The following is a 17,713-nucleotide window of genomic DNA, read 5'->3' on the forward strand; positions in this document are numbered from 1 at the left end:
CATTGCTTCCCCTCGTTTCTCCTTCGAGCCGTCCCCGTGGACCAGCTCGCTGGGTGACGGTCAGACGGTAGGTACGGCCGGGGCCGCATCGCGTCCAGTGGGGGGTTGAGCCTTCGCGCAACCACGGCGGTAGTGGCCCGGTGGCGTACAACTTCCGCGCTACACCGTGTGGTTGATGTCCGGGCCGGCCGGGCGCGTCTACGCTGCGCGCGTGCTGCGGAACAGAGGGCTCGTGGACCTGGGCTTGGCGCTGGCCTTCACAGCGGCGAGCATGCTGCTCGGGCGCGAGCGCATCCTGCCGCCCGGCTGGGAGCCGCTCGACTCCTACGGCTATGCGCTGACCGCACTGGTCAACCTGCCCGTCGCCGCCCGCCGCCGGGCCCCCGTCACCGTCTGCGTGATCGTATGCGCCGGGTGGACCGGCTACATATCCGCCGGCTACTGGCCGGTGGTGAACTGCCTCGCGCCGATGCTGGCGCTCTACACCGTCGCCGCCGCACGCCAGCTGCGCGCGGCGCTGGGCTGCGCGGCGCTGACGGGAGGGGTGTGGCTGTATGCGGGGCTGAGCGCCGAGGCCAGTTCCATGGCGACGGTGACCGTGCAGGCGGTGGTGTTCCCCCTCGTCATGTGCCGGTTCGGTTACGCGGCCCGGGTGTCCGCCGAGCGGGGTGACCAACTGGCGCTACTGGCCGGGCAACTGCGCAGCGAGCAGGCGGAGCGTGCCCGGAGAGCGGTCGTCGAGGAGCAGGGCCGCATCGCGCGAGAGCTGCATGACGTGGTCGCCCACCACATGTCGGTGATCTCCGTGCAGGCCGGGATGGCCGGATACGTCTTCGGCTCCGACCCCGGTGCAGCACAGGACGCGTTGCACACGATCAGCGACACCAGCCGGGAGGGGCTGGAGGAGCTGCGCCGAATGCTGGCCGTCCTGCGCACTGATGACAACGGCGACGCCCAGGGCCCGGCTTCGTACGACTCCGTGCCCGGCCTCGGCCGGCTCGACGAGATGGCCGGACGTATCCGCGCCGCGGGGGTGGCGGTGGAACTGACCGTCACCGGGCGGCCACGGCCCCTGGCACCGGGCGTGGAGCTGTGCGCGTACCGGGTGGTGCAGGAGGCGCTGACAAACGTACTCAAGCATGCGCATACGGCGCGGGCGGTCGTCGTGGTCGCGTACGGGGCACGGCAGCTGTCGGTGACCGTTACGGACGACGGCGGCGCAAAACAACGCACGGATCCGGACAGAATCATTCCGGGTGCCGGACACGGCTTGATCGGCATGCGCGAGCGCGCCAGGCTCTACGGTGGGACGGTGAACATCGGCCCCCGGCCCGAAGGGGGCTTCGGCGTCCGACTGACGCTGCCCACCTCGGCGTCGGCCACGCCTCAGGGGGACGAGACCCGCACATGACGAGGGTGCTTGTCGTCGACGACCAGTTTCTGATCCGGGCCGGACTCGTGGGGCTGTTGCGCGCCGCGCCCGGCATCGAGGTCGTCGGTGAGGCGGCCGACGGGGCGGACGCCGTCGAGCAGGCTGCGGCGACGAGCCCGGACGTGGTCCTGATGGACATCCGCATGCCGGGCATGAGCGGCATCACCGCCACCGAACGGATTCTGGCCGGGGCGGACGGCGAGGGGCCGTCGCCCAGGATTCTGGTGCTGACCACCTTCGACCTCGACGAGTACGTCTACGCCGCGCTGCGCGCGGGAGCGTCCGGCTTCCTGCTCAAGGACGCCGGCCCCGAGCGGCTGCTCGCCGCCGTGGCAGCGGTCGCGGGCGGCGACACACTCTTCGCGCCGAGCGTGACCAGGCGGCTGATCGAGGCTCTCGCCCCCCACAACCGGGTGGCGGAGCCGTCGGCCGATCTGGCGGTCCTCACAGCGCGCGAGGTGGAGGTGCTCGGGCTGATCGCGCAGGGGTTGTCGAACATGGACATCGCCGACCATCTGTTCATCAGCGAGGCGACCGTCAAGACGCATCTGAACCGCACCATGTCCAAGCTCGACCTCAGCAGCCGCGCGCAGGCGGTGGTGCTGGCGTACGAGTCCGGGTTGGTGAAACCGGGGCGCACGGGTCTTCCCGGCTGATGTGCCGCGTGCCGGTGATCGTTCGTCAGTTCCGGGCTGTCCCGGCGTGACTGGGTGTTGGTTGAGGTTCATCGGATTCCTCCGCGGACACTCCGCCCCAGTGAACCGGTAGGCGTGGCCGTTTCCGGGAGCTGCCGGAGATGGGCGCTTCCCGCCCTACGCTGGCGCCATGAGCAATCACTCCGAAGCGCCTGTCGCGCCCGTCGAGGCCTATGAACCCCCCTACTACGTGGCTGTCTTCACCACGGTGCGCACCCAGGAACAGAGCGGCTACAGCGAGACCAACACACGCATGGAAGACCTGGTGAAGGACGTCCCGGGGTTCCTGGGGATGGACCACGCGCAGACTCCTGGCGGGCTGTCCATCACCGTCGGGTACTTCCGCGACGCCGAGGCCCTCACGGAGTGGCGGTACAACCCCGAGCACCGCGCGGCGCAAAAACGCGGGCAAGCCGAGTGGTACCAGAACTACACACTGCATGTGGCGAAAGTGGAGCGCAGCCACGGGTTCAAGCGCGCGTAGGTTCCGCGGAGCCCGAGGGCAGGCGGACCGACCGAAGTCGCCTCGGCGACCGCCCCGCCACAGGCTCGCATCGAACGGGTCGGTGTGCCCCGCGCCGTATGCGGCAACGTTCGGCCCGTCGTGATGTGACGCGCCGCTCGGGTCGTGTCCCGTGCGGCGTGTGGTCGTCAGGCTGCGCGGGTGGCAGAAGGAGTGCGTGTCCCTGAGATGGAGTGAGAGGGCGGGAAGATGCGGATGTGTATCAAGTCGGGGACACCACGAGTGGGTTGACCTTGGTGGTCCGTGCCGTGAGGGTCCGTCGGCTGAGCCCGGGTAACCCTCACGGTGGTCGTCCCCGTGCATCACCCGAGGGTCTTCCAGAACGCGCAGTGGTGGCGGGCCTGTGTCATGCGGGTGGGGACGATGTGGTCCGGGGCCAGGGACAGCACCGACTGCCGGGGCCAGGACGATGACGACGGGCCGTTCGGGTCGGCGGTGCGGGCGAAGCGGGTCCAGTAGTCGATCATGGTGTCGGCCAGTCGGTGCTGCGCCGGGGTCAGGTTGCGGGGGCGGCCTCCCAGGTCGAACAGGTAGGGCAGTTCGCTCGCGTGCGGTGCGCCGAGCGGGAACGGCGGCGTGCCCGGGGTGAGCGGTGGGGCGTGCTCGTCGGCGAACTCGTAGCGCCAGACGGGCACATGGGCGGCGAGCAGTCCGCCGGTGCGCGCTGTCGGGCAGGCGAAGTTGGCGTCGCCGATGACCGCGCCGAAGACCGGACCCCCGTCGGTGCGGTGTACCGGGTACTCGCGGATGATCGCCTTCGCCTGTCCGGCGGAGGAGAAGAAGGCGGCCACGACGTCGGGCCAGGTGTCGGGGGTGACGGGGTTGCCGGCCTGGATGATCCCGGCTGCCCAGCCGTTGCCCTCGTCGTGGTTGTTGCCGATGAGGACGGGGACGCGGTGGAAGTGGCCGGCGGCGATCGCCGCTGCGGGGTTGCTGGGCAGCAACGGAGTGGTGTGAGAGGGCTGTTGATCGGCGCCCTGGGCGGCGAGCAGACGGGAGACGTCCACGCGGCGAAGGCAGGCCAGGGCGTCGCGGGCGAAGCCGCAGCCGACTTTCGCCGCGAGATCCGCGCCTGCGTCGCGTGCCGTGGACAGGGGGACGGCGGACGGGGCGAAGGGCCGGTCGGGGCGGCCGGTGCACGGGCCGCTCTCGATGACCGCCCGGTCGAAGAGCCCCGCGGCGGCGGGTGAGGCGAGTTGGGCGCAGACGCTGTAGCCACCCGCCGACTCGCCGGCCAGCGTCACGTTGCGCGCGTCGCCGCCGAAGGCGCCGATCTCGGCGCGGACCCAGCGCAGTGCCGCCTGCTGATCGGCCAGACCGAAGGTGCCGGATCCGGGCAGCCCGCTGTGCGCGAGGAAACCGAGGGCTCCGAGGCGGTAGTTGACGGTGACGACCACGACGCCGCCGCGGGTGGCCATGCGGTGGGCGTCGTAGGAGCTGCCCGCTCCCGTGGTGAAGCCGCCACCGTGCAGCCACACGATCACGGGCCGGGGACGTACGGGTCGTGCGCCGTCGGGTGTCGTGACGTTCAGGTGGAGACAGTCCTCGTCGCTGCTGCCGCCGGGCACTTCACCGGTCGGCTGCGGGCAGGCGCTCGCGGGCCGGGTCGCGTCCCGTACCCCGGACCAGGGCGCCGTGCGGCGGGGCGGCGCCCACCGCAGTCTGCCGAGTGGGGCCGCCGCATAGGGGATGCCCTCGAACGTGCGATAGCCGTCGTGGGCGACGCCCCGCACCAAGCCGTCGTGGATACGAACCGTCGTGGCGGGGGCGGTTGCGGGCGAAGCGGGAGGCGTCGGTGGTGCTGCGGACCAGGCCGTCGCGAGTATGGCGGTCAGGACGCAGAACAGGGTGGTCAGGACGCGGTGCATGGTCATCGTCTCCTCCGGTCAGCTGCCGCCCATACCGCCCTGCGCGGCGATCATGGTTGTGGGCAGCGCGCGTACAGCGTTCTCCAGGCCGGGTGCGAGGGGGGCGAGGCGCCCTGTGCAGGCGTCGATACGGGCCCGGAAGGTCTTGTGGTCCTGCCGGGAGACGACAGAGCGGATGCCGCCCACCGCGGCCAGCGCCAGCAGTGCGGCGTCGGCGGCGGGGATCTCCCGCACCGGGCCGTCCCCATGCAGCGCCGCGGACACGCGGGCGTGGAGTGCTGCCGGCACGGCGCGGTCCGTCAAGGACAGCCGCCGTCTGCCGAAGCGGGTGCGGGGCGCCTTCACGGTCAGGAGTCCCGCCGCGGCCAGCCGGTCCTCCACCTGGGTGAGGGTCTGCTTGCGGTGGCGGCGCATGAGGTGTTTCCAGCCGAGCCCGGCGGCCGCGTCGCGCAAGACGCGGTCCAGGACGGGGTCGCCGGTCGGTTCCGTGCCGGACACGGTGACCGTGCCGCCGTTCTCCCCTAGCCGGCCACGCAACGCGAGGTCGATCAGGGCTGCGGCACGGACCAGCAGCTGGGTCCGTGAGCGGTCGTAGGGGCCTTCGGCCGCGTCGTCGTGGGCGAGCAGATACAGGAGGCAGGCCAGGTCGTCGTTCACACTTCGACGCTAGGGCCGGTCACCCCGGCGTCGGATCGGCCACGGGAACGGACCGGCACTGGGAACACGGGAGGACCCCGGCCCGGTCTCCTCCTTGAGGAGGAGGCGTGCCGTCAGGGTCGGCGCGGCCGTACGAGGCCGTGGTCGTAGGCGGCGACGACAGCCTGGACGCGGTCGCGCAGGCCCAGTTTGCGCAGCACCGCGGTGACGTGGTTCTTGACGGTGGCCTGCGACAGGCGCAGCCGCTCGGCGATCTCCGCGTTCGACAGTGCCTGCCCGATCAGGGTGAGTACCTCCCGCTCGCGCCCGGACAGGTCCCGTAGGGAGGGCGGCGGCGCCGGGTCGGCTGTGCTGCGCAGGAACCGGTCGAGGACGCGGCTCATCACGGCCGGCGCCAGCAGCGCGTCGCCTCGCGCGGTGAGGCGGATCGCGTCGGCGAGTTCGGCGGGGCGGATGTCCTTCAGCAGGAAGCCGCTCGCCCCGGCCCGCAGGGCGGCGACCACGTGCGCGTCCACGTCCCAGGTGGTCAGCACGAGCACCCGGGCCCGGCTGCCGCACTCCGCGATCTGCCGGGTTGCCTCGATGCCGTCCAGGACGGGCATACGTACGTCCATCAGCACCACGTCGGGCGCCAGGTCCCGCGTCAGCCGCACGGCCTCGTGGCCGTCGGACGCCTCACCGACCACCTCGAGATCGTCCCGGGCGTCGATGATCATCCGGAATCCGGTACGGACCAGGACCTGGTCGTCGGCCACCACCACACGCAGCGTCATGACGCGCCCTCCACCGGCAGCCACGCCGCCACCTCGAACCCGCCTCCTGCCAGCGGACCGGCGCGCAGACCGCCGCCCACGAGCCGTGCGCGCTCCTTCATCCCCACCAGACCGCGTCCCGCTCCCGCCACAGCCGAACGACCTTGTGCCATACGCCCGTTGTCGACCACCATGACCTCCACACACTCCCCATCGACCGTCACGCGCACGCTCACCTCGTCGGCGCCGGACGCATGGCGCAGCGTGTTGGTGAGAGCCTCCTGGACGATCCGGTACGCCGCCAGGTCCACCGCGGCAGGCAGACCGTCGATGGCGCCCTCACACTGCACCCGCACAGTCATCCCGGTGGCGCGCACGGTGTCGGCCAGCTCGTCCAGGCGCGTGAGCGAGGGCCCCAGCTCCCGCTGTTCCACGGTCCCGTCCTCGCCCGCGTCGGGACGGAACGCACGCAGCAGCAGACGCAGTTCGCCGAGCGCCGAGCGGGCACCCGTCTCGATGGCCCGCAGCGCCTGACGGGCCTGATCGGGCCGCTCGGTGAACACGTCGTCGGCGGCACCCGCCTGAATGACCATCACCGACAGAGTGTGCGCCACGACGTCGTGCACCTCACGCGCGATCCGCGCACGCTCCTCCACCACGGCCCGCCGCATCTCCGCCCTCGTCCGTGCCTGCTGCGCCCTGCGCCACTGCCCCGCGGTCCACGCCAGGACCACCGTCAGCAGATACACCGCCAGCCCCGCGCCGCCGCCCGCCTCGAACGCCGGCGGCGCCGGCAGGCACATCGCCGCCAGCGCCCGCACCGACACCGGCCGCGGCCTGATGGCCGACAGCACGCACAACGCGACCTGAGCCGCGAGAAGCGCTCCCGTCAAGGTCACCGCGGGCAACAGCGCCCACACCGCGAGCCCCGAGGCGGCGGTCGCGGCCAGTACGGCGACCGGGGCGCGCGCCTGCCACCTCAGGACGCAAACCTGCCCGAGGACCAGGGCCACGGCCACGGGCAGACGCCAGCCCTGCTCCGCGCCGGCGACGAGCACCGAGGTGCCGAGGACGGCGAGCACCAGACCGGCCGACCCCCACCACAGCGCCCGGGCCGACCGGGGCGACAACTCACCCCCCGCATCCCCGGCGAACACGTCGTCCGGCTGTCTGCTGCTACGGTCCACGCCTTGACCCTATCCAGCGGCGCGGGCCGGGCCGCTGAGCAAGCCACCCCCTACCCGACGGCCCTGGAGGCCGGTCTTCACAGCCACCGTTCGCCGTCCACAACATCCACGGTTGCTGTGATCGTGGGAGGGCCTCCGTGTGGGCGCCCTGCGGTGTCGCCGGGGGCGTTGCTCGGCCTGCGCGCGGGCCGAGTCGCGGTTGCAGGCCGCTCTCGCCTGGACGGACGGGTACTCGCCGGCGCTTCCGCCGCAAACTCAACTGGACGGCGAGACCGGAGACCACATGCCGAGCCACTGCTCGGCGCCCCAGGCCTCGAACCGCTCCACCTCGGTGAACCCCAGCTTCGACGCGAGACGCATCGAGCCGACATTGGCGGTCTGGGTGGTGAGCACCACCGGCTCGCCGGGAAGCACGCCCGCGAGCCAGCCGAGTGCCGCCGCGCACGCCTCGGCGGCGTACCCGAATCCCCACGCCCGCGGCAGGAACAGGTAGCCGAGATCGACCTTCCCCGCGGCAGCGGGGCGACGGTGCCCCGTCGCTCTCCTGAGCAGGATCTGGCCGATCATCGACCCGTCGAGATCGACGACGAAGCTCCCGGGCCACCGCTCGGGCGTCCCGGACATCTCGCGCTCGAGCTCGTCACGCGGCCGGGGGCCGCCGAGGTAGGTGTGCACCTCCGGCGAGGCGAGCAGCTCGATGAACGCCGCACGGTCCCGGGTCTCGGCCTCACGGAGCACGAGCCTCTCGGTCCTGATCGGCTCAGGCGGCCAAGCCACGGGTCCCAGATCTTCCATCCTTTGATCTTCGCAGGGAGTCCCGGTCTTCAGGCCGGGCGGGAGTGTGGTCCTCGGTCCGGAGGGGCGAAGCGCCGGAGGTCACTGCGTTTGCGTGGTGGCGGTCAGGCGGGGTGTTTCTGGTTGTCGATGTAGTCCTTGACGATGCTCAGTGGTGGGCCGCCGCAGGATGCTGCGAAGTAGGACGGGGACCAGAACACCGAGCCCGTCCCGGTCTGGTTGATCCGGCCGGTGTACTCCGCGCGCAGGTAGCGGGAAGTGACGCCCTTGAGGGAGTTGACGAGCTTGGAGAGGGCGATTTTCGGCGGGTAGTGCACGAGGAGGTGGACGTGATCGCCTTCGCCGTTGAACTCCCGCAGCTGGGCGCCGAAGCTCTCGCACACGTCCCGCATGATCGTCTCGCAGCGCGTCAGCATCTCGTCGTTGAAGATCTCACGCCGGTACTTCGTGAGAAACACCAAGTGTGCGTGGAGGTGGAAAACGACATGATTTCCTCGTCGGACATCGGGATCTGGTTCCCAGCGTGGTGACATACGCCAAGTGTAGTAGGATCACGTGAACTCGACCGGAGGGGGTGGGCTGGATGATCCGTGCGTACAAGTTCCTCCTGCGGCCCACCGTTCGCCAGGCCCAGGCGCTGGGCGAGATGCTGCGCGACCACTGCTCCCTCTACAATGGGGCCTTGCAGGAACGCCGCGACGCCTGGCGGCACGTCTCCAAGACCACCGTCGCGTACGGGATGCAGTCGGCGCAGCTCAAAGAGATCCGGGCGTTCGACCCGGAGTGTCAGGGCCGCTGGTCGTTCTCCTCGCAGCAGGCCACCCTGCGCCGCCTGGACAAGGCGTTCGCCGCGTTCTTCCGCCGGGTCAGGTCCGGGCAGACGCCCGGCTATCCGCGCTTTCGCGGCGTGAACTGGTTCGACACGGTGGACTTCCCGAAGGACGGCGACGGCTGCCGGTGGAATGCCACTCCGCACGATCCCGTCACCCGTGTCCGCTTCCAGGGCGTCGGGCATGTGAAGGTCAACCAGCACCGGCCGGTGGCCGGCCGGGTCAAAACCGTCTCCGTCAAGCGTGAGGGACGTCGGTGGTTCGTCGTGCTCACCGCCGAGCAGGAGCAGCCCAAGCCGCTGCCCGCGACCGGCAGCATGGTCGGCATCGACCTGGGCATCGCCAACTTCCTCGCCGACTCCAACGGCGCCTTCGTACCCAACCCGCGCCACGGCCGCCGCGCGGCCGCCAAGCTTCAAGCCGCGCAACAGGCCCTGTCCCGCTTCCCGCGCCGCAAGGCCACAGACCGCACCGCAGGCCACCAGCGCGCCGTGGACAAGGTGGCCCAACTCCACGGCAAGGTACGGCGCCAGCGGCTCGACCACGCACACAAGACCGCCCTTAGCCTGGTCCGCGCACACGACGTCATCGCGCACGAAGACCTCAAAATCCGCAACATGAGCAAGGGCCCCCGCGCCGAAACCCGACCCCGACCGGCCGGGCACCTTCCTGCCCAACGGGGCCGCCGCCAAGGCCGGGCTCAACACGTCGATCCACGATGCCGGTTGGGGGGTGTTTTTGACGATCCTGCTTGCCAAGGCTGAAAGCGCCGGACGGGAAGTGATCGCCGTCAACCCCCGCAACACCTCCCGCACCTGCCCCGAATGCGGACACACCGCGAAGGAGAACCGGCCCACACAGGAAAAGTTCCACTGCCTTGCCTGCGGCCACCGCGCGCACGCCGACACAGTCGCAGCCACCAACGTTCTACGGGCCGGGCTGGTCCGCCGCAACGCCAACCCGGCATAACGAGAAGCCCCCGACTTCAGGACTTTGTTGGCGGATCCGGTGACTGCGCTTGGTGATCTTGTTTGGTCGGGCAGTCTGGTGGGGTTCGGTTCCATCGCGCGGGGAGGCAAGGAGGGGCTGCGATGTCGCTGCGCCCTGTGCCTGCTCCGTCCGTCCCGGAGGCCACCGCGCGGGTGGCGCGGGCAGCGTTCCGCAAGGGCTGTCTGGCCATGCGGATCCGGGATGAGCTCGGTCCGTTGTTCGAGGACGAGCAGTTCGCCCGGGCGTTTCCGCGCAGGGGTGGGCCGGCGTGGTCGCCGGGGCAGCTGGCGATGGTCAGCGTGCTGCAGTTCGCAGAGGGGCTGACGGACCGGCAGGCCGCGGACGCGGTGCGCGGGCGGATCGACGTCAAGTACGCGCTGGGGCTGGAGCTGGATGACCCCGGGTTCGACTTCTCGGTGCTCAGCGAGTTCCGGGACCGGCTGATCGCGCACGGCCTGGAGAAGCTGGTCCTTAACCGGGTGCTGGAACGGGTCGATGAGTTAGGTCTGCTGCGGGCGGGAGGCCGCCAACGCACCGACTCCACGCATGTGCTGGCCCAGGTGCGGACGCTGAACCGGATGGAGTTCGTGGGCGAGACCCTGCGCGCCGCCTTGGAGACGCTGGCCGTCGCAGCGCCTGCCTGGCTGCGACAGACCGTCGCGCCGGAGTGGTTCGAACGCTACGGCAAGCGCATCGACTCCTTCCGCTTCCCCAAGGGAGCCGACGCCCGCCAGCGGTGGGCGCTGACCGTGGGAGAGGACGGATTTACGCTGCTTCAGGCCCTCTACGCGCCTGACACACCAGCCTGGCTGCGGCACGTCGAGGCGGTGCAGGTCCTGCGGACCGCGTGGGTGCAGCAGTATCACCGCGACGAGAAGGGGGTGCGCTGGCGGGAGGGCAAGGACCTCCCGCCGGGCAGGCTGAGGCTGTCCAGCCCCTACGACATCGACACCCGCTACAGCGTCAAGCGCGGCGCGGGCTGGGACGGCTACAAGGTTCACTTCACCGAGACGTGCGAGCCGGACGCCCCGCATCTGATCACGAACGTGGTCACCACCGACGCCACCGTTCCCGACGTGGAGATCACGGCGCCCGTCCACGACGCGCTGGCCGCACGCCGCCTGCTGCCCGCTGTCCATCTGGTCGACTCCGGCTATACCTCCGCCGCGCTGCTGGTGGCCGCCGCTGGGCAGAACATCGAGCTGATGGGGCCGGTCCGCGGCGATACCGCGGCCCAGGGCCGGGCCGGGGGCGGCCTGGGGCAGGACGCCTTCACCGTCGACTGGCCGGCCCGCACCGTCACCTGTCCCCGCGGGCAGCGCAGTATCAGCTGGTCCGCTCAGCGCAAGCCCACCGGCACCGAGATCATCCGGGTCCACTTCGCCAAGACCGACTGCGACGCCTGCCCGGTGCGCGCGGCGTGCACCAGTGCCAAGAGCAAGTGGGGCCGCAGCCTGACCTTGCTCACCCAGCCCCAGCAGCAAGCTCTCGACCAACGCCGACGCGAGCAGAAGACCGACGAGTGGCAGGCCGCCTACGGCACCCGCGCCGGAGTCGAGGGCACCATCTCCCAGGCCGTCCGGGTGACACGGACACGCACCACCCCCTACCGCGGGCTGCGCAAGACCCACCTCGGTCACGCCCTGATCGCCGCCGGACTCAACCTCCACCGCCTCGACGCCTGGTGGACCGGCACCCCCATCCGCACCACCCACATCAGTCGATTCGCCCGCCTCGGCCTCGAACTGATCGCCTGAGCAAGCGAATCCGCCAACAAAGTCCTTCAGCCAGGGGAGGAGTCACGTGATTCAAGGCCTTCACAACGCGGGAGCCTGACAGGTGGGCTTGGACGAGCTCGCTGGAGGAGGTGCGCGGGTCGGTGAGGTCGTCGCGGATCCCGTCCACCTCCCACCAGTAGTTCATCGCGTCGACGACGAGTTTGCCGCGCAGCGGCTCCACCGGAAGGCTGCGGTACTTGCGCAGAGGCAGGGTGAGGATGACCAGATCCGCCTCGGCGGCGGCCTGCCCTGTGGTGACGGGCTCGGCGCCGGGGGCCAGGACGTCCACGGTCAGGGCGATGCGTTCCGGGGCGCCCGAGCCCGCGATCAGGACGCGGTACCCGGCCGCGTCGGCCAGGCGGGCCAGTACGGTGCCGTGCCCGCGCCCAGGATGCCGAGCGTGCGGGGGCGTTGTGTGTCCATGGTGTACCTCCTTGCTGCCCTCAGTCGGCGAGCAGGTCGCGGACCATGGGGACGACCTTCGTGCCGTAGAGTTCCACGGCCCGCAGCCTGGCGCTGACCGGCTGCGCGCCGCTGGTGTAGACGAGGTCGAAGCGGCCGACGCCGAGCTTCTTGATGGCGGCGGCCATCTTGCGGGCGACCGTCTCGGGTGAGCCGACGTACGTCGAACCGTGTGCGATCTCGGACTCGTACTCTGTCTTGGTGACCGGCGGCCAGCCGCGCAGCGCCCCGATCGTGTCGCGGATGACTTTGAAGTGCGGCCAGTGCAGGGCGCGGGCCTCCTCGTCGGTGTCGGCGATGAAGCCCGGGGAGTGCATGCCGACGGGGTGCGCGGTGGTCCCGAACTGCTCGGAGGCGCGCTGGTACAGGTCGATGTAGCGGCTGAAGCGCGCCGGGTCGCCGCCGATGATCGCGAGCATGAGCGGCAGTCCGTAGTGAGCGGTGCGGATCACCGACTGCGGGGAGCCGCCGACCCCTACCCAGGTGGGCAGGCGTCCGGATTCGGTCTTGGGGAAGACGTCGGCGTCCGTCAGGGGCGCCCGCTTGGTGCCCTCCCAGGTGACGGGCTTCTCGTCGAGAAGCTGGACGAACAGATTCAGTTTCTCCTCGAAGAGCAGGTCGTAGTCGGCCAGGTCGTAGCCGAACAGCGGGAAGGACTCGGTGAACGAGCCTCGGCCCAGGATGATTTCGGCGCGGCCGTTCGAGAGCGCGTCGAGGGTGGCGAACCGCTGGAAGACGCGGACCGGGTCGTCGGAGCTGAGCACGGTGACGCCGGAGGCGAGCCGGATCCGCTCGGTGCGGGTGGCGATGCCCGCGAGCACCGTCTCGGGTGTGGAGACGGCGTACTCGGGGCGGTGATGCTCGCCGAGCGCGAGTGCGTCGATGCCGATGGAGTCGGCGAGCACGGCTTCGTCCACGACCTGCCGGATGGCGCGGGCGTAGGAGACGGGGCGGCCTTGGTCGTCCTGGGGGACGTCACCGAAGGTGTCGAGGCCGAAGAGGACGTTGGACGTGGCGGGGGACATGGTGGGCTCCGGTTCAGTGGAGGCACGGGGCGTGCAGGTGTGCGAGGGGAGTGGGGAGGGGCGGGGGTCGCGGGGGGCTTACGAGGTGTACGGGCCGAAGCGGCCCCAGGCGATCACGAGCGCGATGGCGAGCAGGACGACGTTGATGCCGACGTTCGGCCACTCGCCCCGGCGAGCGTGGACGACGACCGCGCCCATCATGATCAGGGCGACGCCGACGGCCGCGAGCGGCGTCAGCAGGGTGGCGATGCCGGTGGCGGCCGGGAGGATCAGGCCGAGCGCGGCCAGCACCTCCAGCGCGCCGATGGCCTTCACCTGGACGGCGCTGAAGCTCTTCGCCCAGGCCATGGACTCGGCGGTCTTCTCGTAGGGCTGGGCGAGCTTGCCGGCGCCGGCGGCGAGCATTCCGGCGGCGAGCAGGGCCTGCAGGGTCCAGAGGAAGACGTTCATGGCGGGTCCAGTTCGTTCGGTGGGTCGGAGCGGGGGCCGGGTCTGCCGAGCGGGTGGCCGGGCCTCGGACAGCATAAGCGGACTTCACCCCGCTTATATTCCGGGTGGCCGGACAGGCCGCGGGGCGGGGATAGATTTGCCGCATGGAACGATCGCCGCTGCCCGTCGGACGGCCCCGCGCCGAACGCGCCGACGCCGCCCGCAACCGAGAGCAGTTGCTGGCGGTGGCGCGCGAGATGGTCGCCGAACTGGGGGCGGACAAGGTCACCATGGACGGTCTCGCCGAACGGGCCGGTCTCGGCAAGGGAACGGTCTACCGCCGCTTCGGCACCCGCGCCGGGATCTTCCATGCCCTGCTCGACGACGACGAGCGCGACTTCCAGCGCCAGATCCTGGCCGGCCCGCCCCCACTCGGCCCCGGCCCGGAACCTCTCGAACGGCTGGTCGCCTACGGCCGCGCCCGCATCGCCTACCTCGCCGACCACGTCACGATCGTCCGCGCCTCGCTGGACCGGCACCGGCCCGCCCCCGCTGAAGGTGGCAGCACGTTCACCCAGGCCCACATCCGCATGCTGCTCGGCCGGGCGGGAACCGGCGTCGCCGACCTGGACAGCCTCACCGTCCAGCTCACCAGTGCCCTGGAAGGCCCCTTCATGATCTTCCTCGCACTGCCGGGGGCGGGCCCAGATCGGGACGCCGAGGCCGACGCGGCCTTCCAGCGCCGTACCCGTCCGCTGGGTGACAGCTGGCAGACCCTCGTCGAACGGGTCTGCCGCACGGCATGACGCATCGGGCCCGCCCCGGCCCGGCTCCGACTGGGCGACGGCGCCGGCTGCCGGAGAGTGGCACTCACTCAGGCAAGCGGACGACTCGTTCCATCAGCTCGATGACGACAAAGCCCGCCGTCAACTCGCCTCCGGCCCGAACCGGCGCCTGTAAGCCGACGGAGTGATGCCGATCTCGCGGCGCATCAGTGTGCGCAAATTGGCGGCGGTGCCAAGCCCGCTGCGCCGTGCGACCATCTCGAAGCGGGATTCACCTCGCTCGATCAACCGGCATGCCAGGGCAAGCCGTTCCCCCGTGAGCCACGTCAACGGCGTCGTGCCCAGTTGTGCCTGGAAGCGACGATGCAGCGTCGCCGGACTGACCGCCGCACGTGCCGCGAGGTCAGACACGGCAAGCGGTGAACTCAACCGCTCCTGCGCCCAGGCAAGGACAGGCGCCAGGGACTCGTCCGGCAGGTCGGGCATGGGGCGCTCCACGAACTGCCGCTGCCCACCGCCCCGGTGCGCCGCGAAGACCAGTCGCCGGCTCACGGAGTTGGCGACCTCCGCGCCGTGATCGCGGCGGACCACATGCAACCCGAGATCGAGCGCAGCCGCGCTCCCCGCGGCGGTGAGGATGTCACCGTCGTCCACGAACAACACGTCTGACTCGAGCCGGACGGAGGGGAAGCGGGCCCGGAAGGAATCCGCCCACTGCCAGTGCGCGGTGGCCCGGCGCCCGTCGAGGACTCCGGCCTCGGCCAGTGTGAAGGCGCCGCTGCAGAAGCCCACCAGGCGCGCACCGCGTGCGTGCGCCCGTCGGACGGCGTCGAGCACGGCGGGACGGCGGGGCACCTCGATGTCGGGGCGGTTGGGGACGATCAACGTGTCCGCCGTGTCGGCCGCTGCCAAATCGGCGACTCCCGCGAGTGTGAAGAATCCGTCTCGCATCACGGTGCGGGGTTCGGGGGAGCAGAGCCTGAAGTCGTAGAGATCACGGCCGATCTCCGGTCTGCGCAGACCGAAGACCTCGGTCGCGCAGCCGAGTTCGAAGGGGTTCGAGTTCTCGTCCACGATCACGACGACCCGGTGGACGCCCGCCGCCTGAACCTCGTGCGAGGATTCTTTCGCCATGTGCAATTCCTAGCACTCACGTGGGCCGTGTGAAACGGCTCAGGATGGGCCCATGAGTATCGATCCCATCCCTCTCAGTAAGGCTCTGGCCTCCTTCGACGCCCTCTGGAGCCCTCGCATCGTCACGCGCGTCAACGACTATGACGTCCGCATCGCCAAGGTCGAGGGCGAACACATTTGGCACGCCCACGACGACACCGACGAGTTCTTCCTGGTACTCGACGGAGAGCTGCACATCTCCTTGCGGGAACCCGATGGGGAGCGCACGGTCCTTCTCCCGCGGGGGGCGGTCTTCACCGTCCCGCGCGGCACGGAGCACAAGCCGTACTCTCCGTCCGGCGCCGCGATCCTCATGTTCGAGCCCGCCGGGACACCGACCGTGGGCGATCGCCACGACGAGGTCCCGGCCCACGTGGACTCCACGACCGGGCACGCACTCACCACCTGAGCCGACACGTTTGGGGGCGCCCTTGACCCTGATGGTTAATTCGTGCGGCTGAGGGTGCTGGTGGGAGTGGGTGGGCAGGTTCCTCCTGTGCCGGGAGGGTCCGGCCGGGGAGGGGCTCGTTTTGTCGATGTCGCCGCGGTCGTGGCCGGAACCGTCGCCGGAGATCGCTGCGGCGGTGCGGAAGATATACGCGCGTAAGGAGCCGCCGCTCGCGGTGGCGATCCGGGACCAGTTGCCCGAGGTGTTCCCGGACACGGAGTTCTCCGGTGCGTTCGGTGCACGGGGCCGACCGGCACTCTCGCCGGGCCTGCTGGCGCTGGTCACGGTGCTGCAGATGGCGGAGAACCTCACCGACCGGCAGGCCGCCGATGCCGCCCGCAAGGACCTCACCTGGAAATACGCGCTCGGGCTCGGCCTGGCGGACGAGGGGTTCGACGCGTCGGTGTTGTCGGAGTTCCGCACCCGGGTGGTCGAGCACGGCCTGGAGGAGCGGGCCTTGGACCTGCTGCTGGCCGCGTTGAAGGAGAAGGGCCTGGTCAAGCCGGGCGGGAAGCAGCGGACAGACTCCACTCACGTGATCAGCGCGGTGCGGGACATGAACCGCCTGGAGTTGGCCGGTGAGAGTGTGCGGGCCGTGCTGGAGGCGCTTGCGGCCGCGGCACCGGGCTGGCTCGCCACGGTCGTGGACGTCGAACCATGGTCCAGGCGTTATGCGGCCCGGGTCGATTCCTGGCGGCTGCCCGTCACCGCGTCCAAGCGCGCCGACCTGGCCGTCGCGTTCGGAACGGATGCGGTCACACTGCTGGAAGCGGTCTACCGCGCCGACGTGCCGGGATGGCTGCGCGAGCTGCCCGCGGTGCAGGTCTTGCGGACCGTACTGGTGCAGAACTACCAGGTCACCGACACCCCCAGAGGACGGGAGGTGCGGCGGCGGGCGGCGGACGAGGACGGTCTCCCGCCGGCCAGAGTCCGTCTCGGCTCTCCGTACGACACCGACGCCCGCTGGGCGGCCAAGGGCGAGGACTTGTTCTGGCTGGGATACAAGATCCACCTGTCCGAGACCTGTGACGACGATGATGGCGACAACCGCGCCCCGAACCTGGTCACGAACGTGGCCACGACCGATGCCACCGTGCCGGACGCGTCGATGACCGAGCCGATCCACCAGACCCTGGCCGGCCGGAAACTGGCTCCGGGCGAGCACTACGTCGACTCCGGCTATCCCTCCGCGGCGCTTGTCGCCTCCTCGCTCAAGGACTTCGGCACCGTGCTGATCAGCCCGCTGTTGGGCGACTGCTCGCCCCAGGCCAGAGCCGGTGCCGGCTACGACCGGGCCGCGTTCGCCATCGACTTCGAACAGCAGAACGCCGTCTGCCCGCAGGGCCGCACCAGCTCGTCCTGGAGCCCCTGCACCCAGCGCGGCACCGACGCCGTGGTCATCAAGTTCGCCAAGACCACCTGCCAGCCGTGCCCGGCCCGGGGCCGGTGCACCACCTCGAAGGCCGGATACCGGCAGCTCACCGTCCTGCCCCGCCAACTCCACGAGCTCCAGCACACCGCCCGCCTCGCCCAGGCCACCCGTGACTGGCAGCACGAATACCGACGACGAGCAGGCGTCGAGGGCACCATCCGCCAGGCCGTCGCGGTCACCGGCACCCGCCGTGCCCGCTACCGCGGCCTGGCCCGGACGCACCTCGAGCACGTCTACTCGGCCGTCGCTCTCAACCTCATCCGACTCCACGCCTGGTGGAACGGCCACCCCATGGACCGGACCAGGACCAGCCACCTCGCCCGCCTCGAACTCGCCCTCGCGGCTTGACCCCGAATTAACCATCAGGGTCGCCCTTGTGGATCATCGGCTCCGTCCACAACTGAGCTTTCGGATCGTGTGGTGGTAGCGGAAACGGCGGCGAGTGCGGGCAA

At 70.6% G+C, this 17,713-nt stretch carries 17 protein-coding genes and 1 pseudogene; 8 read left to right on the top strand and 10 right to left on the bottom strand.

Annotated elements, in window-relative coordinates; translation table 11 throughout:
- Positions 1 to 175: 175 nt before the first annotated feature.
- The 3 genes from OG985_RS43245 (at position 176) to OG985_RS43255 (ending at position 2,611) form a co-directional block, all read left to right on the top strand.
- Positions 176 to 1,411 (top strand): sensor histidine kinase, encoded by a 1,236-nt coding sequence (locus tag OG985_RS43245; protein ID WP_371673887.1) that lies wholly within the window; start codon positions 176 to 178, stop codon positions 1,409 to 1,411.
- On the top strand, positions 1,408 to 2,088 hold the full coding sequence (locus OG985_RS43250; protein ID WP_371673888.1) for a response regulator: 681 nt from the start codon (positions 1,408 to 1,410) through the stop codon (positions 2,086 to 2,088). Before OG985_RS43245 ends, OG985_RS43250 begins: the two co-directional genes overlap by 4 nt.
- Before the next feature lie 169 nt (positions 2,089 to 2,257).
- Positions 2,258 to 2,611, top strand: coding sequence for an antibiotic biosynthesis monooxygenase (locus tag OG985_RS43255; RefSeq protein ID WP_371673889.1), 354 nt, complete (start codon positions 2,258 to 2,260; stop codon positions 2,609 to 2,611).
- Positions 2,612 to 2,952: 341 nt separating this feature from the next.
- Here OG985_RS43255 and OG985_RS43260 read toward each other — a convergent pair whose 3' ends face one another.
- From OG985_RS43260 to tnpA, 6 genes are all read right to left on the bottom strand, one after another.
- Positions 2,953 to 4,524 (bottom strand): carboxylesterase/lipase family protein, encoded by a 1,572-nt coding sequence (locus OG985_RS43260; RefSeq protein WP_371673890.1) that lies wholly within the window; start codon positions 4,522 to 4,524, stop codon positions 2,953 to 2,955.
- A 12-nt stretch (positions 4,525 to 4,536) separates the two neighbouring features.
- Entirely contained in the window at positions 4,537 to 5,175 is a 639-nt protein-coding gene (locus OG985_RS43265; RefSeq protein WP_371673891.1) for a GPP34 family phosphoprotein, read from the bottom strand.
- Between the two features lie 113 nt (positions 5,176 to 5,288).
- On the bottom strand, positions 5,289 to 5,948 hold the full coding sequence (locus OG985_RS43270) for a response regulator (protein ID WP_371673892.1): 660 nt from the start codon (positions 5,946 to 5,948) through the stop codon (positions 5,289 to 5,291).
- A complete protein-coding gene (locus OG985_RS43275) occupies positions 5,945 to 7,114 on the bottom strand; it encodes a sensor histidine kinase (RefSeq protein WP_371673893.1) in 1,170 nt (389 codons plus the stop codon). The genes OG985_RS43270 and OG985_RS43275 overlap by 4 nt, the downstream gene beginning before the upstream one ends.
- Before the next feature lie 255 nt (positions 7,115 to 7,369).
- Positions 7,370 to 7,909: a GNAT family N-acetyltransferase gene (locus OG985_RS43280; RefSeq protein WP_371673894.1), complete on the bottom strand. Its 540-nt coding sequence runs from the start codon at positions 7,907 to 7,909 to the stop codon at positions 7,370 to 7,372.
- A 104-nt stretch (positions 7,910 to 8,013) separates the two neighbouring features.
- Positions 8,014 to 8,442 carry an IS200/IS605 family transposase gene (tnpA, locus tag OG985_RS43285; RefSeq protein ID WP_371673895.1) on the bottom strand — a complete coding sequence of 143 codons (429 nt, stop codon included), beginning with the start codon at positions 8,440 to 8,442 and terminating at the stop codon, positions 8,014 to 8,016.
- A gap of 50 nt (positions 8,443 to 8,492) precedes the next feature.
- On the opposite strand from tnpA, the pseudogene OG985_RS43290 reads away from it, so the two are divergent.
- Positions 8,493 to 9,708 (top strand): annotated as a pseudogene (locus tag OG985_RS43290) (RNA-guided endonuclease InsQ/TnpB family protein).
- Between the two features lie 122 nt (positions 9,709 to 9,830).
- Positions 9,831 to 11,486, top strand: coding sequence for an IS1182 family transposase (locus OG985_RS43295; protein WP_371667058.1), 1,656 nt, complete (start codon positions 9,831 to 9,833; stop codon positions 11,484 to 11,486).
- Here OG985_RS43295 and OG985_RS43300 read toward each other — a convergent pair.
- From OG985_RS43300 to OG985_RS43310, 3 genes are all read right to left on the bottom strand, one after another.
- On the bottom strand, positions 11,446 to 11,874 hold the full coding sequence (locus OG985_RS43300; RefSeq protein ID WP_371674675.1) for an NADPH-dependent F420 reductase: 429 nt from the start codon (positions 11,872 to 11,874) through the stop codon (positions 11,446 to 11,448). The genes OG985_RS43295 and OG985_RS43300 overlap by 41 nt on opposite strands.
- A gap of 76 nt (positions 11,875 to 11,950) precedes the next feature.
- Positions 11,951 to 12,994, bottom strand: coding sequence for an LLM class flavin-dependent oxidoreductase (locus OG985_RS43305; protein ID WP_371673896.1), 1,044 nt, complete (start codon positions 12,992 to 12,994; stop codon positions 11,951 to 11,953).
- Positions 12,995 to 13,072: 78 nt separating this feature from the next.
- Entirely contained in the window at positions 13,073 to 13,444 is a 372-nt protein-coding gene (locus tag OG985_RS43310; protein ID WP_371673897.1) for a DoxX family protein, read from the bottom strand.
- 143 nt (positions 13,445 to 13,587) lie between these two features.
- Here OG985_RS43310 and OG985_RS43315 point away from each other — a divergent pair, with 143 nt between their 5' ends.
- Positions 13,588 to 14,229: a TetR/AcrR family transcriptional regulator gene (locus OG985_RS43315; RefSeq protein WP_371673898.1), complete on the top strand. Its 642-nt coding sequence runs from the start codon at positions 13,588 to 13,590 to the stop codon at positions 14,227 to 14,229.
- 120 nt (positions 14,230 to 14,349) lie between these two features.
- Here the strand turns inward: OG985_RS43315 and OG985_RS43320 are convergent, their stop codons facing one another.
- On the bottom strand, positions 14,350 to 15,342 hold the full coding sequence (locus OG985_RS43320) for a GlxA family transcriptional regulator (protein WP_371673899.1): 993 nt from the start codon (positions 15,340 to 15,342) through the stop codon (positions 14,350 to 14,352).
- Between the two features lie 52 nt (positions 15,343 to 15,394).
- On the opposite strand from OG985_RS43320, the gene OG985_RS43325 reads away from it, so the two are divergent.
- Both OG985_RS43325 and OG985_RS43330 read left to right on the top strand, forming a co-directional pair.
- A complete protein-coding gene (locus OG985_RS43325) occupies positions 15,395 to 15,790 on the top strand; it encodes a cupin domain-containing protein (RefSeq protein WP_371673900.1) in 396 nt (131 codons plus the stop codon).
- A 175-nt stretch (positions 15,791 to 15,965) separates the two neighbouring features.
- Entirely contained in the window at positions 15,966 to 17,609 is a 1,644-nt protein-coding gene (locus OG985_RS43330) for an IS1182 family transposase (protein WP_371666440.1), read from the top strand.
- Positions 17,610 to 17,713: the final 104 nt, after the last annotated feature.

The sequence above is a fragment of the Streptomyces sp. NBC_00289 genome (assembly GCF_041435115.1).
GTDB lineage: Bacteria > Actinomycetota > Actinomycetes > Streptomycetales > Streptomycetaceae > Streptomyces.